The following is a 25,690-nucleotide window of genomic DNA, read 5'->3' as shown; positions in this document are numbered from 1 at the left end:
AGACGGCTGTCGGGCTCAGAGCGACGAGACCTGTGAGTCCTTGGTCTCCACGGCGGAGTCCGCCTTGGCCGCGGGCTCGGACTTGGGCACGACGTGCCAGTCCTCGGAGCGTTGCAGCAACCGCACGAAGTCGTTGATGCTCAACGTCTCCGGGCGACGGGCGGGATCGATGCTGGCGGCCAGCAGACGGCTGGCGGACTCGTTGCCCGAGCCGGCCCACTCGGCGAACGCGTTGCGGGCGGTCTTGCGCCGCTGCGCGAAGCCCATGTCGATCAACTCGAAGACCTGGTCGCGGAACTCGGCGTCGGTCGGCCACGGGGACGTCTCGAAGCGGTCGAGGCGCACCAGGCCGGAGTACACGCGCGGGATGGGCCAGAACACCGTCGGCGAGACCATGCCGTAACGGCGGACGTTGCCGTAGAAGCGCACCTTGGCGCTGGGCACCCCGTAGTCCTTGCCACCGGGTTCAGCGGCGAGACGCTCGGCGACCTCGGCCTGCACCATCACCATCACGGTGCGGATGGACGGGAACTCGGCCAACAGGTGCAGCAACGCCGGAACCGCCACGTTGTACGGCAGGTTGGCAACCAGAGCCGTCGGCTCCTCGGTCATCTCCGAGCGCTCGAAGGTCAGGATGTCGCGGTTGAGCACCGTCAGCCGATTGATCTCGCTGTGCGAGTGGTCGCCGACGGTGATCGGGAGCTGACGGGCCAGCACCGGATCGATCTCCACCGCGGTGACCTTTGCTCCGCGATCGAGCAGCGCCAGCGTCAGCGAACCCAGACCGGGCCCCACTTCCAGCACGTGGTCGTTGCGGTTCACACCGGACGCCGAGACGATCCGGCGGACGGTGTTCGCGTCGTGGACGAAGTTCTGACCGAACGACTTTCGCGGCCGGAAGTCGATCGACTTGGCCAAATGGCGAATTTCAGTTCGTCCCAGCAGTCGTATGGTCACGACGCACCGATCCTCCCGCTACATGTCGGCCACGCCCCCCAGCCTTGGCGCGCCCTGGTCACTTCAGCAATCGCGATCTGTTCCTCACGAGTCGCCAGATCTGCTCGCCGAGCATACCTCAGACCACCGTTTCGCTCCCAGGTGTTTTGATCAAATTGCACGCCGCCGAAATATCCGTTGCCAGTATTGATGGCCCAGTTACCTCCGGCTTCGCAGCGCGCGAGCGCGTCCCACGTCGAGCCGTTGGTCACCGGCGGGACCTCGGTACCGGGTTTGGCGCCGACTCTCAGCACACCATCGCGCGCGGGCGTGACGACGACATTGGCTACTGGCAACCTCCCCGTCTCGACCCCGTTGATCGTGGCCACGGAGAACGTCACATCCTGCACGCCGGCAGCACCGGGATCCTCCACGACCTGGCGGCTCATGTTGAGCGTCTGGTCTTCGATGCGGTGGTGATCGGGCTCGAGCGGCAGACGCTCGGTGACCTTGGCGATCCGGACGCGCGTGACCGCGATCCGCATGCCTTCCGCGACGGGCGCCGAGGGCGGGGGCACAACGGTGTCATTTTGCTGAAGTGGCACCCCCACCGTTTCCAGCAAGGCGGCCACGTTCGGTGCGGCGGCGCGGACGGTCCGGACGGCGCCTCCGTCGTCGAGCTGAACCGTCTTGGCGCTCACCACCGGAAGGGCCATTCCGGCGAGCGGCACGCGGCTGCCGCGCGAGGCGGCCAGCGGCGCCTTGTCGGTCATCTGCAGCTGCGCCATGGCTTCGTCGACGGTGGACGCGGTTGTCCACACCTGCTCGGTGCCGCCGCCGTCGGTCGAGATCTCCAGTGGACGGCTGCGGCGCAGCACGATGGTGTCGGCCTGGCTGACCAGCGTGTCACCGGAGGGGTACAGGTCGTCGCGCTCGTCGACGGTGAATCCGTTCTCGGTGACGACGTCGATGACCCGGGACTTCATCGTGGGGACGGTCATCGAAGCGCCGTCGACGGTCAGTGTGACCGTCTTGTGCGCGGTCACCGCCGTGGCGCCGGCAAAGATCAAAGTGAGCAAAAGCGCCGCGATCAGCACTCGCAGCAACGGCGAGCGCGTCTGGTGCAGCTTGTTCAGAGCATTCAAGATGTCGTCTATCCCCGACCAGCGCAGCAGCAGCGACGGCCTTCTATTTCGATCACAGGACCGTAACGAAAAGGTCTACGTTGGGCAACTCGCCAGACCGTAGACCCGCTCAGCCGTTGCCGAGCTTTCTTCGGCGATTGCCTGCGCCGGCCGATTCAACAGCTCAGCCAGCGCTCGCACAGTGTAGGGCAGGCAGTAGGGCTCGTTCTTCGCGCCGCGGTACGGGTGCGGCGTCAGAAACGGCGCGTCGGTTTCCACGAGCAGCTGCTCCGGCGGAATCAGCGGGGCGGCTTCCCGCAGGTCACGCGCGTTGCGGAAGCTCACCGTCCCGGACAGGCTCAACACCCAGCCGGCCTCCACGCACGCCCGCGCCATCTCCGGACCGGACGAAAAGCAGTGGAAGATCACATTCTCGGGCGCGCCCTCGGCGCGCAGGACGTCGAGCACCTCGGCGTCGGCCTCCCGGTTGTGGATCATCAGTGGCTTGCCGGTGCGTTTGGCCAGGTCGATGTGCCAGGCGAACGCGTCGCGCTGCTCGGCCGGCTCGGCGCAGCCGTCCAGCCGGCCCGGCCAGTACAGATCCATGCCGGTCTCCCCGACCGCGACCACCCGCGGATGCTCGGCCAGCCGCTCGATCTCGCGGCGTGCCTCGTCGGTCAGGGCGTTGGCGCGCGTCGGGTGCAGCGCCACCGCGGCGTACACCCGGTCGTCCCAGTCGGTGGCCGCGGCGGCCCAGCGCGCGGAATCCAGGTCGTCGGCGATGGTCACCACGGCCCGCACCCCGGCGGTCGCGGCGCGATCGAGGATCGCCCGGACGTCGTCGGCGTCGGCGGCGCCGCAGGCGTCCAGGTGCGTGTGAGCGTCGACCAGCGGTGTGAGGGGTTCCGGCAGAGGCGGCGGCTCGCGCCGCTGTTTAGTGGAGCTCACGGGCCACACTCTAGGGTGAGGTGGTCATGAGCGAGCCCTACTACATCACCACGGCGATCGCCTACCCCAACGGCGACCCGCACGTCGGGCATGCCTACGAGTACATCGCCACCGATGCCATCGCACGGTTCAAGCGGCTCGACGGGTCCGACGTGCGCTTTTTGACCGGCACCGACGTGCACGGACTGAAGATGGCCGAAACCGCGGCCAAGCTGGGCGTTCCGACCGCCGAGCTGGCGCGCTCGAACTCCGATGTCTTCCAGCGGCTGCAGGAGAAGCTCAACATCTCGTTCGACCGCTTCATCCGCACCAGCGACGCCGACCACTACGAGGCGTCCAAGGCGCTGTGGACGCGCCTGGTCGACGCCGGTGACGTCTATCTCGACAAGTACTCCGGCTGGTATTCGGTGCGCGACGAACGCTTCTTCGCCGAATCGGAGACCACCGTCGGCGAGGACGGGACACGCATCGCCACCGAGACCGGCACGCCGGTGACGTGGACCGAGGAGGAGACCTACTTCTTCAGGCTGTCGGCCTACACCGAGCGGCTGCTCGCGCACTACGCCGAGCACCCGGAGTTCATCGAGCCCGAGGTGCGGCGCAACGAAGTCGTCAGCTTCGTCTCCGGCGGTCTTCGCGACCTGTCGATCTCGCGGACCACGTTCGACTGGGGCGTCCCGGTCCCCGACCATCCCGACCATGTCATGTACGTGTGGGTGGACGCGCTGACCAACTATCTGACCGGCGTCGGCTTCCCCGACACCGATTCCGAAGTCTTCCAACGGTATTGGCCGGCCGATCTGCACATGATCGGCAAGGACATCATCCGCTTCCACACCGTCTACTGGCCGGCGTTTCTGATGTCGGCAGGCATCGAACTGCCCAAAAAGGTGTTCGCGCACGGCTTCCTGTTCAACCGCGGCGAGAAGATGAGCAAGTCGGTGGGCAACGTCGTCGACCCGCACGACCTCGTGGACACCTTCGGCGTCGACCAGGTGCGCTACTTCCTGCTGCGCGAGGTGCCGTTCGGGCAGGACGGCAGCTACAGCGAGGACGGCATCATCGCGCGCATCAACGCCGACCTGGCCAACGAGTTCGGCAACCTGGCGCAGCGCTCGCTGTCGATGGTCGCCAAGAACCTCGACGGCGTGGTGCCCGGCCCCGGCGAGTTCACCGCCGAGGACAAGGCACTGCTGGCCGAGGCGGACGCCCTGCTCGAGCGGGTGCGCGCACACTATTCCGCGACCGCCATGCACCTCGGGCTGGAAGCGATCTGGTCGGTGCTGGGTGCGGCCAACCGCTACTTCTCTGCTCAGGAGCCGTGGGTGCTGCGCAAGAGCGACCCCGAGCGCTTCGCCACCGTGCTGTACACCACCCTGGAGGTGGTGCGGATCGCCGCGCTGCTCAGCCAGCCCGTGATGCCGGACTCCATGACCACCCTGCTCGACCTGCTGGGCCAGACCGAGGACCAGCGGAATTTCACCGCGGTGGGCACCCGGCTCACCCCGGGCATCGCATTACCGGCGCCCACGGGCGTATTTCCCCGCTACCAAACGACAAGAGATGACTGACTTACACGGAAAACTCCAAGACATCTACGACGAAGTCGCGCACCGCAACCCCGGTGAGGCCGAGTTCCACCAGGCGGTATACGAGGTCCTCAACAGCCTCGGCCCGGTCGTCGAAAAGCACCCGGACTACGTCGACTCAGCCGTGATCCGACGGCTGTGCGAGCCCGAACGCCAGATCATCTTCCGCGTGCCGTGGATCGACGACAACGGCATCGTGCAGATCAACCGCGGCTTCCGCGTCGAGTTCAACTCCGCGCTCGGGCCGTTCAAGGGCGGGCTGCGCTTCCACCCGTCGGTGTATCTGGGCATCGTGAAGTTCCTCGGTTTCGAGCAGATCTTCAAGAACTCCCTGACCGGTATGCCCATCGGCGGCGGCAAGGGCGGTTCGGACTTCGACCCGAAAGGCCGCAGCGACGGCGAGGTCATGCGGTTCTGCCAGTCCTTCATGACCGAGCTCTACCGCCACCTGGGCGAGTACACCGACGTGCCCGCCGGCGACACCGGCGTCGGGATGCGCGAGATCGGTTACATGTTCGGCCAGTACAAGCGGATCACCAACCGATACGAGTCCGGCGTCTTCACCGGCAAGGGCATGACGTGGGGCGGTTCGCAGGTCCGCACCGAGGCCACCGGCTACGGCACGGTGTTCTTCATCAACGAGATCCTCAAGGCCTCCGGCGACACGTTCGAAGGCAAGAACGTGGTGGTCTCCGGTTCGGGCAACGTCGCGATCTATGCGATCGAGAAGATCCACGAACTCGGCGGCAACGTGGTGGCCTGCTCGGATTCCAGCGGCTACGTCGTCGACGAGAAGGGCATCGACCTCTCGCTGCTCAAGGAGATCAAGGAGGTTCGCCGCGGCCGGATGTCGGACTACGCCGAGTTGCGCGGCAACGGGGCTTCCTCGGTGGAGAGCCGCAACGTGTGGGAAGTGCCGTGCGACATCGCGATTCCGTGCGCCACCCAGAACGAGATCAACGGCGACGAAGCGGCCGCATTGATCAAGAACGGTTGTCGCGTGGTCGCCGAGGGCGCCAACATGCCGTGCTCGCCGAGCGCGATCAAGCAGTTCTTCGACGCCGGAGTGCAGTTCGCGCCCGGCAAGGCCGCCAACGCCGGCGGTGTCGCGACCAGTGCGCTGGAGATGCAGCAGAACGCCTCGCGCGACTCCTGGACGTTCGCCGACACCGAGATGCGGCTCGAGCAGATCATGCGCCGCATCCACAACCGCTGCCTGGTGACCGCCGACGAGTACGGCCAGCCCGGCAACTACGTCGCCGGCGCGAACATCGCCGGATTCATCCGGGTCGCCGACGCGATGCTGGCCCTCGGCCTCGTGTAGTGATCTGAGCCACATTCGGTGGCCGCGGTGTCACACTTTCGGGGTGCGTGGTGTCTCGAGGGCAGACCGGCTGATCAGCATGCCGGATGACCTGAGGGAGATCGTCATGACCGAGAACACCAGCGTCGTTGTCATCGGAGGCGGATACGCCGGGGTGATGGCCGCCAACCGCATCGCCCCGCACGCGGACGTCACCCTGATCAATCCGCGTGCGCAGTTCGTCGAGCGGATCCGGTTGCACCAGTTGGCAGCCGGTAACGACGACGCCGTCGTCGACTACGCGACGGTCCTGCGCCGCGACGTCGACGTGGTGGTCGACCAGGCCGCCGCCATTGACGTGACAGGTCGCCGTGTCGAGCTGAGCTCCGGCGACACGGTGGGCTATGACTACCTGGTGTATGCCGTCGGTAGCACCGGCGCGGTGGCACCGACCCTGCGCGGCGCCGAACTCGTCCATCCGATCAGCGAATTCGAACAGGCGCAGCGACTCCGCGCCAAGCTCGACGACACCGCCGAGAGCGCGCCGATCGTGGTCGTCGGAGGCGGGTTGACCGGGATCGAGACGGCCTCCGAGCTCGCCGAGGCCGGACGCAACGTCACCCTGGTCGCCGCGGCCATCGCGCCGTCGCTCAGCGCGCCGGGACGCCGGTCGGTGACCCGGCAGCTGCGCAGGCTCGGGGTGGCGACCCTCGAGGCATCCGTCGTGGCAGTGACCGGCGAACACGTGGCGCTGGCCGACGGTCGCCGGATCCCGAGCGCGGTGACAATCTGGACCGCGGGGTTCGGCGTGCCCGGACTGGCCGCGGCGAGCGGACTGACCACCGACGACCTCGGTCGCCTCGTCACCGACGAGACATTGACCAGCATCGACGACGACCACATCGTCGCCGCGGGAGACGCCGCCGCACCGTCGCGGATGCCGTACCGGATGAGCTGCCAGGCCGGCATGCCGATGGGTGCGCACGCCGCCAACACCGTGCTGGCGCGCATCAACGGCGCCCCGGCGGCCGACGCGACGATCCCGATGAGCGCCCAGTGCATCAGCCTCGGTCGCCGCGGCGGCACGCTGCAGTTGCAGCGCTCCGACGACACTCCGCTCCCGCTCTACGTGGGCGGCCGCGCCGGGGCGTTCATCAAAGAGCAGGTGTGTCGGTGGACGGTGAAGTGGATGGCCGGCGAGGCCGAGCAGCCGGGTTCCTACGCGTTGCGCCAGGGCCCGGACCGCTCGGCGAGTACGGCGGTGGCCGTCTCATGACCACGGCGCGGGAGGACGAACACGCCGGACGGTTCACGCATCTGCGCCCGCTGCTGTTCACGATCGCCTACGAGATCCTCGGTAGCGCAACCGAATCCGACGACGTACTGCAGGACAGCTACCTCCGTTGGGCGGAGGTGGATCTGGCGACGGTCGCCGACACCAAGGCCTACCTGGCCCAGCTCGTCACCCGCCAGTCACTCAACGCGCTGCGCGCGCAGTCCCGGCGGCGGGAGGATTACGTCGGCCCGTGGTTGCCCGAACCGCTGCTGACCCAACAGGATCCGTCGACCGACGTGGTACTGGCCGAATCGGTGTCCATGGCCATGCTGGTGGTGCTCGAGACGTTGAGTCCCGACGAGCGCGCGGTGTTCGTGCTGCGGGAGGTGTTCGGCTTCGGTCACGACGAGATCGCCTCGACGCTGGGCAAGTCGACGGCCGCGGTGCGGCAGATGGCGCACCGCGCCCGCGAACACGTGCAGTCGCGCCGCAAGCGGTTCGAGCCCGTCGACGCCAAGGTGTCCACCGAGATCACGTCGCGGTTCTTCGCCGCGGCGGCGACCGGGGATCTCGACGGGCTGATGGCCATGCTGGCACCGGATGTGGTGTGGACGGCCGACAGCGACGGCAGGGTCAGCGCGGCCCGTCGACCGGTGTCGGGGGCCGACCGGGTGGCCCGGCTCATCATGGGCTTCGTCCGGCTCGCCGGCGATCAGGGCCGGGTGGAAGCAGCGGTGTACAACAGTGCCCCCGCCCTGGTGCTCTACCTGGGCGACCACCTCGAAGGCGTGGTGACCTTCGAGGTAATCGACGGGAAGATCACCAACTTCTACGCGATGCGCAACCCGGAGAAGCTGGCCACCGTCACCGTCCCCCGGCAGATCAGCAGGTAGCAGGTGCCCGTAACGATCCGTTCCCTGCTGACCCACTGGGGCACCAGCCTGCGGCTCGTCGTGCCGGACGAGGGACAGGATCGACCGTCCATCGACGAACCCCTGTCGTGGGTGCACAGCTCCGAGTTGCCCGACCCCACACCGTTTCTCGACGAGGGGCATCTCCTTCTCACCGATGGCAGCCAGTTCTTGCCGGGCGCGACCGAGGCACGCCATTACGAGGACTACGTCGCCCGGTTGAGCGAAAACGGCATCATCGGGCTCGGATTCGGCATCCCGTTGGTCCACGGCCGGCTGCCACCGGAGTTGGAGGCGGCGTGCCGCCGCCACGAGCTGCCGTTGTTCCTGATCACCGACTACACCCCGTTTCTGGCGATCGCGCGCTTCGTCGCCGACGCACTGGAACGCGAACGCAGCGCACGGATCCGGTGGTCACTGGACGCCCAGCGCGCGGTCGCGCGGGCCGCGATGCGGCCCGACGGCCTGACCTCGATACTGACGGAGCTGGAACGCCAGCTGCAGTGTTCTGCCCTGCTGTTCGACGCCGTCGGCGCGCGCATCCGCCCGCCGGGCGAGTCGCTGGACACCGCACACGACCACGCGATCCGCGATGCGGTGCGTGCCACGCTGGAGCGCGGTCTGCGGTCCTCGTCGCGGGTGGTGGTCGACGACTCCGAGTACACGATCCAGACCATCGGACACGCCAATCAACTCGACGGTGCGCTGGTGCTCGGAGGTCTGGAGTGGTCGGACCCCGCGGCCGCCGACCTGGTCAACAGCGTGATCGCGCTGGCCGGGCTGGCGCTGACCCAGAATCGCGCGCTGGACAAGGCGCACGCGCATCTGCGGGCCGGCCTGTTCGAACAACTCCTCAAGGGCGAGTTGGACCTGGCGATGCGCACCGCCACGTCGGTGTGGGAGGGTCTGCCCGCCGAACCGCTCACGGTGCTGGTCGCGCCGGTGCCCCACCATCGCGATTTCCTGCTCGACGCCCTGGAACGCGCCGCCGAGGAACGCCGCAGCCGGATCTTCTTCACCGAGCGCGGCGAGCATCTGGTGGTGCTGGCCGAGATCGCTTTCGCCGGCGACGTGGTGGAGCTGTTCGGCCGTCATCCCGTCCCGGTGGGCTGTTCCGGCAAGGTCGGCTACGGCGCGCTGGCGCACGGGCTGGCCGAGGCACAGCGCGCGCTGCGCCACGCCACCGACACCGGGCAACCCAGCGTTGCGTTCCCGGATTTCATCGATCGCGGGGTGCTCGGGCTCCTTCGGGGCGCCCGGGCCGGCGTCGTGGCGCGTGGGATCCTGCGAGTGCTGGCCGACCATGACGCCGCCAAGGGCACCGACCTGCTGACCACGGTGCAGGTGTGGATGCGAAACGAATGTGCCTGGGACGCATCGGCGCGCGAGCTGGGCATCCACCGGCACACGCTGCGCAGCCGGATCGAGCAGGCCGGGCACCTGCTGGGCCTACAGCTGGACTCGTTGCGGGGCCGCCTCGAACTGTGGGCGGCGATTCAGCTGGTGGACGAGGACTGACCGGACCGTTCGAACACTGCGCGTCCGTCCACCCAGGTGGCCGTGACCTCGATATCGGGCAGTTCCTCGACGCTGACGCTCAGCGGGTCGGCCGCCAGCACCGCGAAGTCGGCGAACTTGCCGGGCTCCAGCGATCCGACCGCCGCCTCGCGGTGCGCCGAGGCCGCCGCGGTCTGCGTGTGCGCCCGCAGCGCCTCGGCGACGGTGAGGCTCTGGGCGTCGGTGCCGAGGCGCCGGCCGGACAGGGTCCGGCGCCCCACCGCGGCGGCCACCGCCTCGAGCGGATAGGGCGGGCACACCGGTGCGTCCGACGACAGCACCACCGGGGCGCCGGCGTCACGCAGCTCACCCAACGGCGTCAGGCGATCCGCGCGCTCGCCGAGTGAGTCGGTCAGCTCGTCGCCGTACCGCAGCAGGTATTGCGGCTGGGTGACCGGCCACAGGCCGAGTTGCGCGCAGGACCGGACCTGCTCCGGTGTCGGCGCACCGAAGTGTTCGATGCGGTGGCGGGCCTGCGCGGAGGAGCCGAGCGCGGCGTGGGCGTCGAGCACCAGCTGGATGGCCGCGTCGCCCTGGGCGTGGGTGGCGGCCTGCAGCCCCAGCGCCGTGACCCGCGAAATGAGCTCGGCGAGTTCACCATTGGGGTGGTAGAGGTACCCGAAGTCGTCGACGCTGCAGCAGTAGGGCTGCGAGAAGCGGGCGGTGCCTCCGGTGAGCGCGCCGTCGGCGTAGAGCTTGACCCCGGCGATGGCCAGCCGATCGTCGCCGAACCGGCCGCCCACTCCGAGCGCCTCCAGAGCGCCGATCAGGCTGGAGATCACCAGCATCTCGGCGCGCATCGTCAGCGCGCCGGAGTTGTGCACGCGAAGGTAGGTGGACAGTTCGCGCGCGGTCACCTGCGCGTCGACGATCGTCGTGATACCGCGGGCATGCATCTGGGTCTGCGCGTCGAGCAGGTACGCGTCCAGCGCCGCGGGCGCGTCGGGCAGGTGGAAGTTGGGCCCGTTGTTGGTGATCTTCACCCCGCCGTGGCCGGTGAGCCAGTCGGCGGCGGCGTCCCACACGGTGCCGTCGGGCGTGCCGTCGTCCTGGCGCCCGAAGTGCCCGCCCGGCGGGTCGGCGGTGTCGGCGTCGACGCCCATTGCCTGCAGCGCGAAGCTGTTGACGATGGCCCCGTGCCCGCTGGAATGGAACACCAGCACTTCGCGGTCGCGCGCCACCCGGTCCAGGTCGTGGCGGGTGAGCAGCCGGCCCTCGGCGACGTTGCCGTGGTGAAAGCCCTTGCCGCGCACCGGCCCCGGCTGACGTGCCGCCCGTTCGGTGAGTGCGGCGACGACGTCGTCGATACCCGGCGCCGCTTCCCAGCCGCAGTCCACCCAGGAGTCGAACTGCCCGTACATCAGTGGGTGGCAATGAGCGTCCACGAATCCCGGCAGCACGGTCGCGCCGCCGACGTCGAGAACCTCCGGTGTCCCGACAGCTGCTGCGCGGCAATCGGATTCGCTGCCGACTGCGACAACCCGGCCGCCGCGCACGAGCATCGCCGCCACCGTGGCCTCACCGGCATGGGGCCGGATGGTGCCCCCGACAACCAGCAGTTCGTCGAGCACGTTGGTCACGACGCGGGTTCCTTCACCGGATCGGCCGCCTCGGCCGCGAGCCGGCGGGTGGCCATCACACAGCCCGCCGCGCCGAAGCACAGCACCGCAAGGTAGGCGAAGATCAGCCACGGCGAACCGCCGGTCATGCCGAGCAGGGTGGGAACGACGATCGGTGTCAACGCACCGGCGGTCAGCGCGGCGCCCTGGTAAGCCAGCGACGTGCCGGTGTAGCGCACCCGGACCGGGAAGATACTGGCGAGCACGGCCGCGATCGGGCCGTAGTTGAAGCCGGTGAACAGAGCCGTGACGATCAGCATCAAGGTGATCACCACGAAGGATCCGGTGTGCGCGACCAGGTACAGCGGGATGGCGACGACGGCGATGCCCAGCAGGCCCATCACCGTGACGTACTGCGGCCGCCACTTGTCGCCCAGCCATCCGGCCAACGGCACGAACATGATCTCGAACAGACCGCCGATGATGAGGGCGTTGAGCAGCAGATCGACCGGAACCCCGGCCTGCTCGGAGGCGTAGGACAGGAAGAACGACGAGGTGACGTAGTAGCCGCCGGTGGCGACCAGCATCGCACCGATACCGATCAGCAGCGGTCGTGGTGCACGGAATACCTCGCGGACCGGCGCGGTGGACAGTTCGGCGGACTCGCGGGCCCGGGCGAACTCGGGCGATTCGCCCACGACCAGCCGCACGATCAAACCGATCACCACCAGCACCGCCGACAGCAGGAACGGGATGCGCCACGATCCGGCGACCAGGCCGTCGCCGATGTTCTCGGACACCGCGAACACGGCCGACGACAGGGTCGCTCCCACCGACGAGCCCAGTTGAGCGAACGACCCGAAGAACGCGCGACGGTCCTTGGGTGCGTGTTCGATGGCCAGCAGGGCCGCGCCACCCCATTCGCCGCCCATCGCAACGCCCTGGAGCAGGCGCAGAACGATCAGCAGCAGCGGTGCGACGGCGCCGACCGATTCGTAGGACGGCAGCAGACCGATGCCGAACGTGCCGACGCCCATCAGCAGGAGCGTCGCTATCAGTACCGGCTTGCGGCCGTAGCGGTCGCCGAGGTGCCCGAAGACGAACGCGCCGATGGGGCGGCCGAGGTAGCCGAACGACGTCGTTCCGAACGCGACGATGGTGCCGAGGACAGGGTCCATGTCCGGCGGGAAGAACACCTCGCGGAAGACCAGCGCCGCGGCCGTCGCGTAGATGAAGAAGTCGTACCACTCGATGCTGGTCCCCGCGAGGGCGGCCAACGCAGCCCGTCTCGGGCGCGCGGTAGGTACCGCCGAATCTGCTTTCACTGGCTCCCTAACTCAAAGAACGTCCGCTGGATGGCGCGACGTCGTTGGCGCTTCGCGTAACGGTAAGAAGCCGTGGTGCCGGCCACAACCTGACAAATGTCGAAATTGTCGCTCACAAATGGACAAATGTCGCGATTCGGGGGTTGGTCGGATGCGCGCGGTCCGGGCCTGATCTGTCAGGCTGACCAGGTGCGTATCGACCGGCTCGGCGACCTGGGGGACGCCCCGGCGGTGTTGCGGGCGCTGTCCGCGGCGACTGCCCGGCTCGTCCTGCCGCCGCCGGCGGCGCTGATCGGCGACTGGTTCTCCTCGCGCGCCGTGCTCGCACCGTCGCTGGATGCGAGGTCGGTGGCCGTCACCGAGGTGTTCGACGTAGCTCCCGGCGACCGCGCCGACGGACCCGTCGGTGGCGGCTGGTTCGGTTACCTCGCCTACCCGGACGCCGGCGCCGACGGCGGCGGCGGCGCACCGCGCGTCCCCCCGGCCGCGGGCGGGTGGTCGGACTACGTCCTGCGGTGCGACAGCGACGGCATCTGGTGGCACGAAAGTCTCAGCGGCGCAGCGCTTCCCGACTGGGTGGCGGACGCGCTGACCAGCTCACCCCCGGCCACCGATGCCACCGTCAGTTGGGGCGATGCCGACCGGGCCGCCCATCAACACGGCGTCGCGGCCTGCCTGCAGGCGATCGCGGCCGGCGACGTGTACCAGGCGTGCGTGTGCACCCGGTTCACCGGCACGCTCGACGGCGACCCGGCCGACTTCTTCACCGAGGCCGTGTCGCGCACGGCGCCGTCCCGGGCGGCGTACGTCGCCGGCGACTGGGGCGCGGTCGCGTCGTTGTCCCCGGAGTTGTTCCTGTGCCGCCGTGGCGACTCGGTGACCTCCAGCCCGATCAAGGGCACACTGCCGCGGACCGCCGACCCTGCCACCTTGCGCACGTCGGTCAAGGATGTCGCCGAGAACATCATGATCGTGGACCTGGTGCGCAACGATCTGGGCCGGGTCGCACGCACCGGGACGGTGACGGTGCCCGAACTGCTCGCCGTCCGCGCCGCGCCCGGCGTGTGGCATCTGGTCTCGACGGTCGCCGCGGACGTCCCCGTCGACCTCCCGATGGGCGCGCTGCTGGACGCCACCTTCCCGCCGGCTTCGGTGACCGGAACCCCGAAAACACGTGCTCGGCAGCTGCTTTCGGCCTGGGAGCCGCACAGCCGCGGGGTGTACTGCGGCACCGTGGGATTCGCGTCGCCGGTGGCCGGCTGTGAACTGAACGTGGCGATCCGGACCGTCGAGTTCGCCGCGGACGGCACAGCGGTGCTCGGCGTCGGCGGCGGGATCACCGCCGATTCCGACCCGGTCGCCGAGTGGGAGGAGTGCCTGCACAAGGCGGCACCGATCCTCGGCGTGACCAGTCAGCCGCGAGCCCGCAGCACCGCGTCGTAGAGCTCCCGGCGTGACGGCGCGCCCGGTGTGGACGCCACCACCTGCGCGCACGCGTCCTTGACCCGCATCCCCTCCTCGACCAATCGGTTCACCTGCTCGACCAGCGTGTCGGTGTCGGCGACCGGCGTCGCACCGGCCAGCACGACGGTGACCTCCCCCAGCACTCCGTCGGCGGCCCACTCGGCCAGCTCGCCGAGGGTTCCCCGCACGATCTCTTCGTGGGTCTTGGTCAGCTCCCGGCACACCACTGCGCGCCGCTGCGGACCGAGGACCTCGACCGCGTCACGCAGGCAGTCCGCCAGTCGCCGCGGCGACTCGAAGAACACGCACGTCCGCGGCTCCAGCGCCAACGACTGCAACCACGTCGACCGGGCCGACTGCTTGCGGGGTGCGAACCCTTCGAAGCAGAACCGTTCGGCCGGCAACCCGGCCACCGCCAGGGCGGTGGTCACCGCCGACGGCCCGGGCAGGCACTGCACCGGCACGTCGCTGTCGATGCACGCCGAGACCAGGCGGTAGCCGGGGTCGCTGATCAGCGGCATGCCGGCGTCACTGACCAGCAGCACGGTCGCACCGGCGCGGATGTCGTCGATCAGCGCGGGCACCTTGGTGGCCTCGTTGTTGTCGAACAGGCTGACCACCCGGCCGGCGATCCGCACCTCCAGCGAGGCGGCCAGCGCACGGACGCGGCGGGTGTCCTCGGCAGCGACCACGTCGGACTTGGCCAGGGCGCGCACCAGCCGCATCGACGCGTCAGATGGCTGCCCGAGCGGCGTGGCACCGATGAGCAGTCGTCCGATCGTCATGTTCGACAGCCTACGATCGCTTGCGTGACCGCCCCCGCCACCGAAGCCGCGCGCGCGGCCCCGGTGACGAGTCCGGCGCCGCTGGTGCCGGTCGCCGACTTCGGACCGCTGGACCGGCTGCAGGGCTGGGCGATGACGGCGGTCCTGGCGGCACTGGCCGCGATCACGCGCTTTCTGAACCTCGGCTCCCCCACCGACGCCGGCACACCGATCTTCGACGAGAAGCACTACGCGCCGCAGGCCTGGCAGATGCTGCACAACAGCGGCGTCGAGGACAATCCCGGTTACGGCCTGGTGGTGCATCCTCCGCTGGGGAAACAGTTGATCGCACTGGGCGAGGCGCTGTTCGGCTACAACGCGCTGGGATGGCGGTTCTCCGGTGCGGTCTGCGGTGTGGTGCTGGTCGTTCTCGTCGTTCGCATCGCGCGACGGATCAGCCGGTCCACGCTGGTCGGGGGGATCGCCGGGCTGCTGATCGTCGCCGACGGCGTCACGTTCGTCACGTCCCGCACCGCACTGCTCGACGGGTTCCTGACGCTGTTCGTGGTGGCCGCGTTCGGCGCACTGATGGTCGACCGAGACCAGGTGCGCGAACGTATGCACGCCGCGTATCTGGCCGGCCGGATCACCGAGACGACGTGGGGGCCGCGACTGGGGGTGCGATGGTGGCGGTTCGGCGCCGGGGTCCTGCTCGGGATGGCCTGCGCGACGAAATGGTCGGGCCTGTACTTCGTGGCGTTCTTCGGCGTGATGGCGGTGGCGTTCGACGTCGCCGCGCGCAAGCAGTACCGGGTGTCGCGGCCATGGGTGGGCACCCTGGGACGCGACGTCGGCCCGGCGCTCTATGCGCTGGTGATCATCCCGTTCGCGGTGTATCTGGCGACCTACACGCCGTGGTTCGCCTCGGAGACGGCGATCAACCGGCATCAGGTGGGCCGCGCGATCGGACCCGACAGCGTGCTGCCGATTCCCGATGCGCTGCGATCGCTGTGGCATTACACCTACGCCGCGTACAGCTTCCATTCCGGGCTGACCAACGCCGACGGCAACCATCATCCGTGGGAATCCAAGCCGTGGGCGTGGCCGATGTCGCTGCGCCCGGTGCTGTACGCGATCGACTCGGAGAACGTGTCGGGCTGCGGGGCGCAGTCCTGCGTCAAGGCGGTGATGCTGGTCGGCACCCCGGCGATGTGGTTCCTCGCGGTCCCGGTGCTGGCGTGGGCGGTGTGGCGGGCGTTCGTCAAGCGCGATTGGCGGTATGCGGCGCTGCTGGTGGGTTACAGCGCCGGTTTCCTGCCCTGGTTCGCCGACATCGACCGGCAGATGTACTTCTTCTACGCCGCCACCATGGCACCGTTCTTCGTGATGATCATCGCGATGATCCTCGGCGACATCCTGTATCAGCCGCGGCAGAACGCCGAGCGGCGCACTCTGGGGCTACTGGTGGTGTGTTTCTACGTGGCGCTGGTGGTCACGAACTTCGCATGGCTGTATCCGGTCCTGACCGGCCTGCCGATCTCGCAGCAGACCTGGAACATGCAGATCTGGCTACCCTCCTGGCGGTAGCGGGCGGCGGTAGCGGGCGGCGGTAGCGGGCGGCGGGTGCCGGCGGCGGGTGCCGGCGGCGGTAGCGGGCGGCGGTAGCCGGCCGGCCGCCGACGTTCTCTCGCTGTTGTTCTGGCCAGACTGACACCACGGCTGCCGATTTCATCAACCCCACCGCTTTCCACAGCCCCCAGGTGCATCTCGGCAGAACAACCAATGACGAACACCTCGTCGCCTCGACCAGGCCGTCCCCAGCCGACAGTTGTTCCCCAGCCGAACAGGCCGTCCCCAGCCGACAGTTGTTCCCCAGCCGACAGTTGTTCCACAGCGGCCACGACGTTCGGCAGCTTGCGGCCTCGACACGTCAGAGCCCGGCGAGACGCTGGAGTCATGCACAAAGCGATCATCGGCAGCGAAGCCATCGCCGCAGGCGAACTGACCCGAGCAGAGCTGCGCTGGAACTATCGCCGGATCTACCCGGACGTCTACGTCCACAAGAACGGACGCCTCGATGTTTTCACCCGGGCGACGGCAGCGTGGTTGTGGACCGGCCGCACGGGAATCCTGGCCGGGCATACCGCCGCCGCCCTGCACGGCGCCAAGAGAGCGCAGACCTACCCCGACATCGAACTGATCGCCAAACGCAGGCGCGCTCGCCCCGGTGTGATCATCCGCGACGAACGCATCGAAGACGACGAGATCGGCAGGTACGGCCAGTTGCGTCTCACGTCCCCAGCGCGGACGGCGCTGGACTTGGCACGACAGCTTCCCCCCGAGGAGGCCATCATCCACCTCGACCAGCTCTGCGCTGCAACCAGATTGACCGTGAGCGATGTCACGTCCATACATCCGCGTTATCGAGGTGCACGCGGTATGGCCTCCGCTCTCAAGGCCATCAGGGTGATGGACGGAGGATCTCGATCACCCCAGGAGTCCGTGATCCGACTGCGCCTCATCGAGGCCGGACTACCCAGGCCGCAGACCTCGGTCCCGATCGCCGCAGGATGGTGGGAAGACCGGATCGGTATGGGCTGGCCACGCTACAAGGTCGGCGTCGAGTGGGGTAAGCATCGCCGCACCCTCGACGCCGACGTGCGTTTCCGGGATCTGTTGCGACGCAACGACTGGCAGCTGATCGAGGCGCTGCCGGACCAACAGTGGTCACACCTCTTCAAGCAGTGCCGGGACGCGATGAGCCGGCGGCGCAGGCGCGGCAGCTAGAGCGGATCGCGGGCGGCCGGGCAGGACATGCAGCGTGGCCCGCCGCGTCCGGTGCCCAACTCCGAGGCTGCGATCGGGAGCACCTCGATACCCGAATCCGCAAGGCGTGCATTGGTTTCAGTGTTCCGCTCGTAGGCCACCACCACACCGGGCGCCAACGCGAGGGTGTTGTTGCCGTCGTCCCACTGCTCCCGCTCGGCGGTGACCGGGTCCAGGCCGGTATCGATCACACGCAGTTTCCCGATACCCATCGCGTCGGCCGCGACGTCTACGAACGGTGCAGCGCGGTCGATCTTCACACCGTCGGCGGCACGACGGATGGGAAACGCCGTCAACGAGTCGACGATGTTCGGGTACATCACCACCGCGTCGGTGTCGACCATCGTGCACACGGTGTCCAGATGCATCTGGGCGCGACCCTGCTCGATCGGCACGGCCAGCACCGTGTGGGCCAGGCCGTCGTCGAAGAGGCTGCGCGCCAAGGCCTCTGCACCAGCAGGCGTGGTGCGCTGCCCGACGCCGACAGCGACCACACCGGGCGCCAGCAGCAGCACGTCGCCGCCCTCGACGGGCGCCGAACGCGATTCGTAGGCCCGACGTACGCCGAGGAACCGGGGATGGTGGGCGTAGATCACGTCGGTCAGCGACGTCTCCCGCACCCGCGCGGGCAGGGCCAAGGAGGTGATGGCCACCCGCGGACCGATCCAGAACGACGAGTCGCGAGCGAACAGCAGATTCGGCAGCGGGTCGATGACGAAATCCGCGCCGTGGTGCATTCGGCGCACCAGTGACAGTTCGTTCTCACCGAACGGGAGCTCGTCGAACGTCATGCCGGCCATCAACACCCGCGCCAGGTCCGGCGCCGGCAGCGTCCGTAGATACTGTGAGAGCTCTTGCGCCAGTGGCGCGCCCAGCCGACGGGCGTTGACCGCCGCCGAGATGCCGTGCATGCGGGCGGCACCGCTGTTGGCCAGCGCCTCGGTCAACAGGTCGCCGAGTAACAGCACCTCGACACCACGCGACCGCAACAGCGCGGCAAACGCGTCGTGTTCTTGCTGGGCGCGGGCCACCCACGGCAATCCGTCGAACAGCAGTGTGTCGTTGTTTCGCGGGGTCAGGCGCTGCAGTTCCGCGCCGGGCCGATGCAGGACGACGACCCGCAGCGTTCCGACTTCTGAATTGCATCCCAGCACCGCCTGCGCCACATCTAGCACCGTAACGCGAATCGCGTCCTCAACTATGGTTGAGGTCGTGGACGGGCGGACCGAGCTGACTCCGGGCGAGCTGTCGGCACGCAGCGGGGTCGCGGTGTCGGCATTGCACTTCTATGAACGCCAAGGGCTGATCACCAGCACCCGTACCGGCGGCAACCAGCGCCGGTACGCGCGCGAGACATTGCGTCGGGTCGCGTTCGTCCGGATGTCACAGCGCCTGGGCATCCCGCTGTCGCGCGTCCGGGAGGCGCTGTCCACGCTGCCCGACGACCGGGTTCCCACCAGCAAGGACTGGGCCCGGCTGTCGGCAGGCTGGCGTACCGAGCTCGACGAGCGCATCGCCCATCTGGAACGGCTCCGCGACAACCTGTCCGGGTGCATCGGTTGCGGTTGCCTGAGCCTGAAGGCGTGCACACTGGTCAACCCCGACGACGTGCTGGCGCGACAGGGGCCGGGCGCGCCAGGTCTGTAGAAGTCGAACAGTTGTGCGATAGTGTGGTCGCATGGAGCAGGCGTTGCAGAGCTCTCTGTTCGACCAGGCCGACCGTCGCGACCTCGGCAACGGAGCCTGGCTCGAGGTCCGTTCCGGCTGGCTGTCGCAGGACGGGGTGCGCGACGACGACCTTTTCGACGAATTGCTCGCCACCATTCCGTGGCGTGCCGAGCGCCGCCAGATGTACGACCGGGTGCTCGACGTGCCCCGACTGGTCAGCTATCACCACCTGGTCGACCAACCCGCCCCACATCCGCGGCTGAAACAACTGCGGCGCCGGCTCAACGACATCTACGCCGGAGAACTCGGCGAACCGTTCGTCACGGCCGGGCTCAACCTCTACCGCAACGGTGACGATTCGGTGGCCTGGCACGGCGACAACATCGGCCGCAGCAGCACCCACGACACCATGGTGGCGATCGTCGGGCTCGGTGCGACAAGGGTTTTCGCGTTACGGCCCCGCGGCGGCGGACCGTCGCTGCGGTTGCGTCACCACCACGGGGATCTGCTCGTGATGGGCGGCTCCTGCCAACGCACCTGGGAGCATGCGGTGCCCAAGACCACGCGCCCGACCGGGCCGCGCATCAGCATCCAGTTCCGCCCGCACGCCGTGCGCTGAGTCAGCCCGACACCAAATCGACGGCCTGGGTGACCAGTTCGCGGGCGCGGCCGGTGTCGACTTTGGCCACGGGTTTGTCGGCCACCACCAGTGGGTTCGCAGTGACGATCACGATGAAGTTCCCGAACTTGGCGACGTAGTTGTACAGCTCGCCGGTGCGCGGCCCCTGGGGTGTCGTGGTCTGCAGGACGCGGTGGGTGCCGACAGTGTGGGCGTGGGCGATCTGCGGCGCCTCGACGACTTCGACCAGGCCGCGCATCCCTGCGCCGCTGAACGCGACTTTGCGGCAGTGTTCGCTGGGTTCGTGGACCGGTACCGGCGCCGACGTCTCGACCGCGATCACGATGTAGCGCACGCCGTCGCCTTCGGCGGTGACGGCGGCCATGTTGCCCTTCGTTCCTTCGGGCACCGACTGTTGGCCGGCGCTGGACGCGCAGTCCTGAGGATCGAAGGTCAACCCCGGGGGCAGGGTCTGCGGCGCCAGCAGGCGCGGGTCGACGGCGGCGGGACCGACCGAGCTGGTGGTGAACGGCGCACCGAAATTCGCCTGCAGTTCGGCGACCTTCGTGATGTCGGCCTGCGACAGGTCCGGCGCCCGGTCGGACTGGCACGCGACCAGCAACCCACATGCCGTCAGTGCCGCCAGTACCTCGACCCGGATGAACATCGGCGCCAATGTACCCGGGCGGCACGCGTCAACCGCGTAACGCCGCCACCGTTTCGGTGAGCAGATCAGCGGCGAATTCGTTCGTCAGCGGCGGATGGGTCGCACCCGGGTCGGTGACCACCGCGACCAGACACAGATAGCCGTCCAGGTACGCCACGAATGTGTCGGCGTGCGTGTGCGTTTCGGTGCCGCCCTCGACGACGGTGCGCACCTCCGCACTCATTCCGTCAGTGCGCGCCGAGACCAGAGCCGGGGCCGGAACGGCCGCGACCGTCGCGGTACTGCGCGGCGAGGCCAATTGCCACCTCGAGCAGTCCACATCGGGTGGTGCGTCGGCCGCGGTCACCACTGCATAGATGATGCCGCCCGGGCCCGACGCCGACCAGCCACGGGTCGTCACCGGGTCCACGGCCGGGGCCGCCGACGCAAGACACTCCGGTGGATCCGCGGTGACGGGATCGCCCAAGCCCCACAACGCAATCGGGGACGGCGCACCGTGGTAGGCGGCCACCTCGTAACCATCGGGGACGTGTCCGCGGGCCCGATCGATCCGGGCCGGGTCGACCGGACGCAGCGACGCCGACGTCGACGGCTCGGGTTCCTGCGGCGGATTCGTCCCGCAGGCCACGCACAACACTGCCAGTGCGCACCCGGCGAGCCACCTCACGTGGGTCTTGATATCACGGCGACCGATATGCTGCGGTTCGACCCGGCCTTCGTTGCGCACACACCCCGGAGCCCGGCGGACAGGAGACGACATGACCAACCCCATGCGAGCCGGTATCGTCGGCATCGCCGCGGTCGCGCTCGGAATCGGCCTGGCAGCCTGCGGCTCAGCCGGCGAATCAACGGAAACGACATCGTCGCCGACGGCGACGACAGAGTCGACACCGACCGAGGCGCCCACCACCGGCGAGGAGGACGCCGCCGCCGGCATCACCCTCGACGACTACATCGCCGAGAACAACCTGGTCCGCACCCCGGTGACCCCCGGTGATCCGGGTGCCCCGACCATCGAACTGCCGACCCCGCCGGGCTGGACGGATATGGGAGCCGATGCCCCGGAAGGGGCCTACAGCGCGCTCGCGTTCACCGGAGATCCCGCCCTGTCGGCCGAACCGGCGACGATCGTCACCCGGGTCTTCCAGCTGACCGGCAACGTCGACCCGGCCAAGGTCCTCGAGTACGCGCCCGCACACCTGCGCACGCTGCCCGAGTTCCAGGGACCCGACGCAGGGCAACGCGGCAACCTCAGCGGCTTCGAGTCGGTGACGATCGGCGGCATCTACGTCCGCGAAGGGCTTCCGCACATGATCGCCCAGAAGACGGTGGCCATTCCCGGGCAGGACGGATTGTTCGTGCTGCAGATCGAGGCCGAAGGCAACGAAGATCAGGCCGTGCCGCTGATGGACGCCACCAGCGCAATCGACAAAGAGACGCGGATCATCGTCTGACGGGCGTCGTCAGCCGACCGCGCGGATCGCCTGACGGGCCATACTGCGGATCTCCCGGACCAGTTCGGCCGGCAGCGGCAGATCACCGGCCTTCGGAACGTCGACGGTGGTCACGACGACTCCGAGATCGTCGCGATGCCATGTCGCGCCGAACCGGTCGAGGATTGCCCGCATGGGTTGATTGTCGGCGAGGACCCGTGCGGTGAAGCGGCGCACGCCGTCGTCACGGGCGGCCACCGACAGCGCCCACATCAAGAACGTGCCGATGCCGCGTCCCTGAAACGCGTCGCCCACGATGAACGCCACCTCGGCTTCGGAATGGTCCGCGGGATCACGCACGAACCGCGCGTCGGCCACCACCGGCCCGTCCACTCCGTCGGTCAGCACGAACACGAAATGCTCGAGATAGTCCACTTCGAACAGGTAGGTCATCAGGGATTTCGTCGGCTTGCGGACGGACTGGAACCGCTTGTAGATCGTGTCGGTCGAGAACTCGACGCGACTGTCGGCGGTGCGCTCCACGTCGCCGGGCAGAACCGGCCGCAGAAACAACTCGGTGCCGTCGCGCATCCGCACCGGCACCGGGGTGATGAACGCGGCGACCCGCTGACGCGCCGTGCGCACCAGCCGATCCACCATGCCGGGCACCTCCAGCATCGTCGAAAAAGCCTCGCGCCCGCCGACCCAGCCGGACAACGCATCGGTAGCCACCACGGTCGCGGTGCGCGGCGCGTCGCGAAACAGCGCGATCTCGCCGACGATCAGGCCGGGTCCGATTGCGACGACCGTGTCGTGGCCGTCCTGGCCGACGTGCGTCACCTCGGCGTGACCGGACTCGATGAGCAGGAACGACACCGCGAGTTCGCCCTGCTGCATCAGCACCTGGCCGGGCGACGCCGACAACGGCCGCAGTCGGGCGGCCAGTGGCGCCAGCGCTGCGACCGGCACCCCGGCGAACACCGCGAGATGCGCGAGGTCTTCGGCGCACGCGGCCGTCGGGCGCGACATTTCACGAGGCTACGACCGCTCGCCGAAGCCCGGCAAGCAATCGCGGTGGTCCGTCACTGATTCCGTGTGTTCACCGGTCCTGGGTATCTGATTTGCTACAGCAGAAGAACCTCGCGACGGGACCAGATGCCGAGCAGCCACCGACACGCCGAACACTACGAGTGGTTCAGCGATTACCTCCATGCACGGGGCGCCAAGTCGACCGTGCGGATGGTGCTGGCCGGCATCACACTGGCGATGGCGGCCTCCGTTGTGGTCCTCATCGGGGATCTCGAGGCGCCGCGCGGCGCTTTGCGACTGGCCATCATGTGGTTCGCCTTCGGAGGGGGCGTCGTCGGGGCGGCGCTGTGGGTCTGGCGGTGGCCGACGCACCGGCAGTCCCGCATGTTCGCCACGCTGACCTCGGCGTCGATCGCGGCCATCTGTCTGGCCTATCCCGATCCGCTGGCGGCGCTGCTCGGCTGCATCGCGTTCGCGACCAACGGCGCCTTTCTGGCGTTCTTCCACTCGACCCGGCTGGTATTGGCCAATTTCACCGTGGCTGCGGTGGTCGGAGGCGTCAACGCGCTGGAGATCGCAGCCCAGGGGCGCGCCGCGCTGGCCGCCGTCGACCTGTTCCTCGTGTTGCAGATCAACATCGTCATGCCGCTGGCCACCCATCTGTTGTTGCGCGCGCTGGAAGTCGACTTGAAGTACGCGCAGCTCGATCCGCTGACCGGGCTGCTCAACCGGCGCGCGTTCCGCAAGCAGACCTCCGATCTGATCGCGCACCGTCACGCCGACGACCGCTACCTGGTCGTCGCACTGATCGATCTGGACGACTTCAAATCGCTCAACGACACCCACGGCCACATCGCCGGCGACCACGCACTCGTCGCTGTGGCGGATGCGTTGCGCGGCAACGTCTCGGCGAGCGCGGTCGTCGCGCGCAGTGGCGGTGAAGAGTTCCTGATCGCCGATGTCGTATCCGCGCCCCACAGAACCGCGGACTTCCAAGACGTCTGCGACGCCGTCGCCGCCCTGCCCGCCGGCGTCACGGCGAGCGTCGGCACCGTGTACGCCCCGTTGGACACCACCACCCGCTGGCCGGTCGAATCGTTGGTCGACCATCTCGTCGCTGCGGCCGACGTCGCGATGTACACCGCGAAACGTCTGGGCGGCAACCAGTGTCACCACCACGGTTCGTGGCCGTCGCCGGAGCCCGCGTCCTAGGCGCGCACCCGGCAGGCGCGCCCGGTCGCCCGTACCGGATGATCGTCGGTGACCCCTACCTTTCAGCGAAAGGAACGCCGTGCGCACGTTGATCACCGGAACCGACGCCGAGGGCAGGTCGTGCGTCGTGAGCGACAGCGAACTGACGCTCGACGAACTCGCACCCGGCTTCGCGATGGGAGTGCCGTACGCGACGACGACCAGTCCCCCGCCACCTCGACCGACCGGATCGGCACCGCTGATCGACCAGGGCATCGCGCCGGGTCTGGCCCGGTGGATGGTCGTCGAGCTGGGTCCCGACTCGGAGACGCCGATGCATCACACCGACACCGTCGATCTGGAGACGGTGCTGTCGGGCACCGTCGAGTTGATTCTCGACGACGGCGCACATGCGCTGGCTCAAGGCGACCTGGTCGTCCTGACCGGGGTGGACCACGCCTGGCGGGCCGGGCCGCAGGGATGCCGACTCAGCGCGGTGCTGATCGGTACACCGTCCCCGGAGTGACGGTGTGAGCCAACCGATATTGTTAGGACGCTAACTAATCGGGCACTATGGAACCATGTCTGTGGTTCCTCAGGCTGACCCCCTCACGCTCGAACGCCAGGTCTGCTTCGCGCTGGCGGTCACCAATCGCGCGGTGCTGGCGGTCTACCGACCGCTGCTGGAGCCTCTCGGTCTGACCCATCCGCAGTACCTGGTGATGCTGGCGTTGTGGGACCACCACCGCCAGAGCCGGGCCACCGCGCTGTCGGTCAAGCAGATCGCCGGGCTGCTGCAGCTCGACTCGGCGACGCTGTCGCCGATGCTCAAGCGCTTGGAGGCCCTGGGCCTGCTCACCCGGTCCCGCAGCGTCACCGACGAACGCGCAACAGAGGTGCGCCTGACCGACGCCGGCGTCGCGCTGCGCGAGCGCGCACTCGACATCCCGGCCGCGGTCACCGCGCGCCTGGGCGTCGACATCGAGGAACTCGAGCAACTGCATCAGGTGCTCACCCGCGTCAACCAGGCCGCGCTGGCCGCCGGAGCGCTCTAGCCGTCCACGAGAACCAAGGAGTCGTAATGACCACCGCCGCCAAACCGACCCTATGGCAGTACCTCACGTACTGCTACGGACGACGACTGCCGGAGTCGATGAACCGCTGGGTGGCCGAAGACCTCGCGGGCCAGGGCGCGATCCGCCGGCACATGATCCGCTACTCGATCCCGCCGGCCTTGATCCTGGCGCCGTTCTGGCTCATCCCCGTCCCCTTCTACATGCGCCTGGAAATGACTGCGCCGATCTACGTCTGGGCCATCCTGATGGCGATCGCACTGAACAAGGTGTGGCGCCGACACCGGCTGGCGCAGCACGGCCTCGATCCCAACCTGGTCGACGTGATCAAACGCAAGAAGCAGGCCCGCATGCACGAGGACTACATCCGCAAGTACGGCCCGCGCCCGGAAGAGGCCCGCTACCAGTCCAACAGCAGTCCGTTCTGA

25 protein-coding genes are annotated in these 25,690 nt (G+C 68.5%); 15 read left to right on the top strand and 10 right to left on the bottom strand.

What is annotated here, in order from left to right; all coding sequences use genetic code 11:
• Positions 1-15: 15 nt before the first annotated feature.
• The 3 genes from rsmA to ACQI46_RS07780 all read right to left on the bottom strand — a co-directional run bounded on the left by rsmA (position 16) and on the right by ACQI46_RS07780 (position 3,008).
• A complete protein-coding gene (rsmA, locus tag ACQI46_RS07790; RefSeq protein WP_427093398.1) occupies positions 16-957 on the bottom strand; it encodes a 16S rRNA (adenine(1518)-N(6)/adenine(1519)-N(6))-dimethyltransferase RsmA in 942 nt (313 codons plus the stop codon).
• Positions 954-2,081, bottom strand: coding sequence for a transglycosylase family protein (locus tag ACQI46_RS07785; RefSeq protein WP_427093397.1), 1,128 nt, complete (start codon positions 2,079-2,081; stop codon positions 954-956). The genes rsmA and ACQI46_RS07785 overlap by 4 nt, the downstream gene beginning before the upstream one ends.
• A 75-nt stretch (positions 2,082-2,156) precedes the next feature.
• Positions 2,157-3,008: a TatD family hydrolase gene (locus ACQI46_RS07780; protein WP_427093396.1), complete on the bottom strand. Its 852-nt coding sequence runs from the start codon at positions 3,006-3,008 to the stop codon at positions 2,157-2,159.
• A gap of 26 nt (positions 3,009-3,034) precedes the next feature.
• On the opposite strand from ACQI46_RS07780, the gene metG reads away from it, so the two are divergent.
• The 5 genes from metG to ACQI46_RS07755 all read left to right on the top strand — a co-directional run bounded on the left by metG (position 3,035) and on the right by ACQI46_RS07755 (position 9,605).
• Complete coding sequence (metG, locus tag ACQI46_RS07775) at positions 3,035-4,579, top strand: methionine--tRNA ligase (RefSeq protein WP_427093395.1); 1,545 nt, start codon at positions 3,035-3,037, stop codon at positions 4,577-4,579.
• The gene (gdhA, locus tag ACQI46_RS07770) at positions 4,572-5,921 is read left to right on the top strand and encodes an NADP-specific glutamate dehydrogenase (RefSeq protein WP_427093394.1); all 1,350 of its coding nucleotides are present in this window, start codon (positions 4,572-4,574) and stop codon (positions 5,919-5,921) included. Before metG ends, gdhA begins: the two co-directional genes overlap by 8 nt.
• A gap of 106 nt (positions 5,922-6,027) precedes the next feature.
• Positions 6,028-7,176: an NAD(P)/FAD-dependent oxidoreductase gene (locus ACQI46_RS07765; protein WP_427093393.1), complete on the top strand. Its 1,149-nt coding sequence runs from the start codon at positions 6,028-6,030 to the stop codon at positions 7,174-7,176.
• Positions 7,173-8,069 (top strand): RNA polymerase sigma-70 factor, encoded by an 897-nt coding sequence (locus ACQI46_RS07760; protein WP_427093392.1) that lies wholly within the window; start codon positions 7,173-7,175, stop codon positions 8,067-8,069. The genes ACQI46_RS07765 and ACQI46_RS07760 overlap by 4 nt, the downstream gene beginning before the upstream one ends.
• 3 nt (positions 8,070-8,072) lie before the next feature.
• Entirely contained in the window at positions 8,073-9,605 is a 1,533-nt protein-coding gene (locus ACQI46_RS07755; protein ID WP_427093391.1) for a PucR family transcriptional regulator, read from the top strand.
• Here ACQI46_RS07755 and ACQI46_RS07750 read toward each other — a convergent pair.
• Positions 9,584-11,224: an amidohydrolase gene (locus tag ACQI46_RS07750; RefSeq protein WP_427093390.1), complete on the bottom strand. Its 1,641-nt coding sequence runs from the start codon at positions 11,222-11,224 to the stop codon at positions 9,584-9,586. The two genes, ACQI46_RS07755 and ACQI46_RS07750, sit on opposite strands and share 22 nt — an antisense overlap.
• A complete protein-coding gene (locus ACQI46_RS07745; protein ID WP_427093389.1) occupies positions 11,221-12,528 on the bottom strand; it encodes an MFS transporter in 1,308 nt (435 codons plus the stop codon). The genes ACQI46_RS07750 and ACQI46_RS07745 overlap by 4 nt, the downstream gene beginning before the upstream one ends.
• Positions 12,529-12,717: 189 nt before the next feature.
• Between ACQI46_RS07745 and ACQI46_RS07740 the strand changes: the two genes are divergently transcribed.
• Positions 12,718-13,971 (top strand): aminodeoxychorismate synthase component I, encoded by a 1,254-nt coding sequence (locus ACQI46_RS07740; protein WP_427093388.1) that lies wholly within the window; start codon positions 12,718-12,720, stop codon positions 13,969-13,971.
• Here the strand turns inward: ACQI46_RS07740 and rsmI are convergent.
• Positions 13,941-14,777, bottom strand: a complete 837-nt coding sequence (gene rsmI / locus ACQI46_RS07735) for a 16S rRNA (cytidine(1402)-2'-O)-methyltransferase (protein ID WP_427093387.1) — start codon at positions 14,775-14,777, stop codon at positions 13,941-13,943. The two genes, ACQI46_RS07740 and rsmI, sit on opposite strands and share 31 nt — an antisense overlap.
• A 24-nt stretch (positions 14,778-14,801) precedes the next feature.
• On the opposite strand from rsmI, the gene ACQI46_RS07730 reads away from it, so the two are divergent.
• The gene (locus ACQI46_RS07730; protein ID WP_427093386.1) at positions 14,802-16,343 is read left to right on the top strand and encodes a dolichyl-phosphate-mannose--protein mannosyltransferase; all 1,542 of its coding nucleotides are present in this window, start codon (positions 14,802-14,804) and stop codon (positions 16,341-16,343) included.
• 369 nt (positions 16,344-16,712) lie between these two features.
• Positions 16,713-17,543 (top strand): hypothetical protein, encoded by an 831-nt coding sequence (locus ACQI46_RS07725; RefSeq protein ID WP_427093385.1) that lies wholly within the window; start codon positions 16,713-16,715, stop codon positions 17,541-17,543.
• Here ACQI46_RS07725 and arcA read toward each other — a convergent pair.
• The gene (gene arcA, locus ACQI46_RS07720; RefSeq protein WP_427093384.1) at positions 17,540-18,748 is read right to left on the bottom strand and encodes an arginine deiminase; all 1,209 of its coding nucleotides are present in this window, start codon (positions 18,746-18,748) and stop codon (positions 17,540-17,542) included. The genes ACQI46_RS07725 and arcA overlap by 4 nt on opposite strands.
• A 34-nt stretch (positions 18,749-18,782) precedes the next feature.
• Here arcA and soxR point away from each other — a divergent pair, with 34 nt between their 5' ends.
• A complete protein-coding gene (soxR, locus tag ACQI46_RS07715; RefSeq protein ID WP_427093383.1) occupies positions 18,783-19,229 on the top strand; it encodes a redox-sensitive transcriptional activator SoxR in 447 nt (148 codons plus the stop codon).
• A gap of 31 nt (positions 19,230-19,260) precedes the next feature.
• Complete coding sequence (locus ACQI46_RS07710; protein ID WP_427093382.1) at positions 19,261-19,869, top strand: alpha-ketoglutarate-dependent dioxygenase AlkB family protein; 609 nt, start codon at positions 19,261-19,263, stop codon at positions 19,867-19,869.
• A gap of 1 nt (position 19,870) precedes the next feature.
• On the opposite strand, the gene ACQI46_RS07705 is transcribed toward ACQI46_RS07710, so the two are convergent.
• A complete protein-coding gene (locus ACQI46_RS07705; protein WP_427093381.1) occupies positions 19,871-20,536 on the bottom strand; it encodes a DUF5642 family protein in 666 nt (221 codons plus the stop codon).
• Between the two features lie 28 nt (positions 20,537-20,564).
• Entirely contained in the window at positions 20,565-21,203 is a 639-nt protein-coding gene (locus ACQI46_RS07700) for a DUF5642 family protein (RefSeq protein ID WP_427093380.1), read from the bottom strand.
• A 91-nt stretch (positions 21,204-21,294) separates the two neighbouring features.
• Here ACQI46_RS07700 and ACQI46_RS07695 point away from each other — a divergent pair, with 91 nt between their 5' ends.
• Positions 21,295-21,990 carry an LpqN/LpqT family lipoprotein gene (locus ACQI46_RS07695; RefSeq protein ID WP_427093379.1) on the top strand — a complete coding sequence of 232 codons (696 nt, stop codon included), beginning with the start codon at positions 21,295-21,297 and terminating at the stop codon, positions 21,988-21,990.
• A gap of 9 nt (positions 21,991-21,999) precedes the next feature.
• Here the strand turns inward: ACQI46_RS07695 and ACQI46_RS07690 are convergent, their stop codons facing one another.
• On the bottom strand, positions 22,000-22,998 hold the full coding sequence (locus tag ACQI46_RS07690; RefSeq protein WP_427093378.1) for a GNAT family N-acetyltransferase: 999 nt from the start codon (positions 22,996-22,998) through the stop codon (positions 22,000-22,002).
• 126 nt (positions 22,999-23,124) lie between these two features.
• Here ACQI46_RS07690 and ACQI46_RS07685 point away from each other — a divergent pair, with 126 nt between their 5' ends.
• The 4 genes from ACQI46_RS07685 (at position 23,125) to ACQI46_RS07670 (ending at position 25,690) form a co-directional block, all read left to right on the top strand.
• On the top strand, positions 23,125-24,210 hold the full coding sequence (locus tag ACQI46_RS07685; protein WP_427093377.1) for a diguanylate cyclase domain-containing protein: 1,086 nt from the start codon (positions 23,125-23,127) through the stop codon (positions 24,208-24,210).
• Between the two features lie 79 nt (positions 24,211-24,289).
• The gene (locus ACQI46_RS07680) at positions 24,290-24,715 is read left to right on the top strand and encodes a cupin domain-containing protein (RefSeq protein ID WP_427093376.1); all 426 of its coding nucleotides are present in this window, start codon (positions 24,290-24,292) and stop codon (positions 24,713-24,715) included.
• A 55-nt stretch (positions 24,716-24,770) separates the two neighbouring features.
• Entirely contained in the window at positions 24,771-25,244 is a 474-nt protein-coding gene (locus ACQI46_RS07675; protein WP_427093375.1) for a MarR family winged helix-turn-helix transcriptional regulator, read from the top strand.
• Between the two features lie 26 nt (positions 25,245-25,270).
• A complete protein-coding gene (locus ACQI46_RS07670) occupies positions 25,271-25,690 on the top strand; it encodes a DUF5313 domain-containing protein (RefSeq protein WP_427093374.1) in 420 nt (139 codons plus the stop codon).

It is taken from the genome of Mycobacterium sp. SMC-4 (genome assembly GCF_050205565.1).
Classification (GTDB): domain Bacteria; phylum Actinomycetota; class Actinomycetes; order Mycobacteriales; family Mycobacteriaceae; genus Mycobacterium.
The sequence above is the reverse complement of the archived record's forward strand: the minus strand, read 5'-3'. Positions and strand labels throughout refer to the sequence as shown.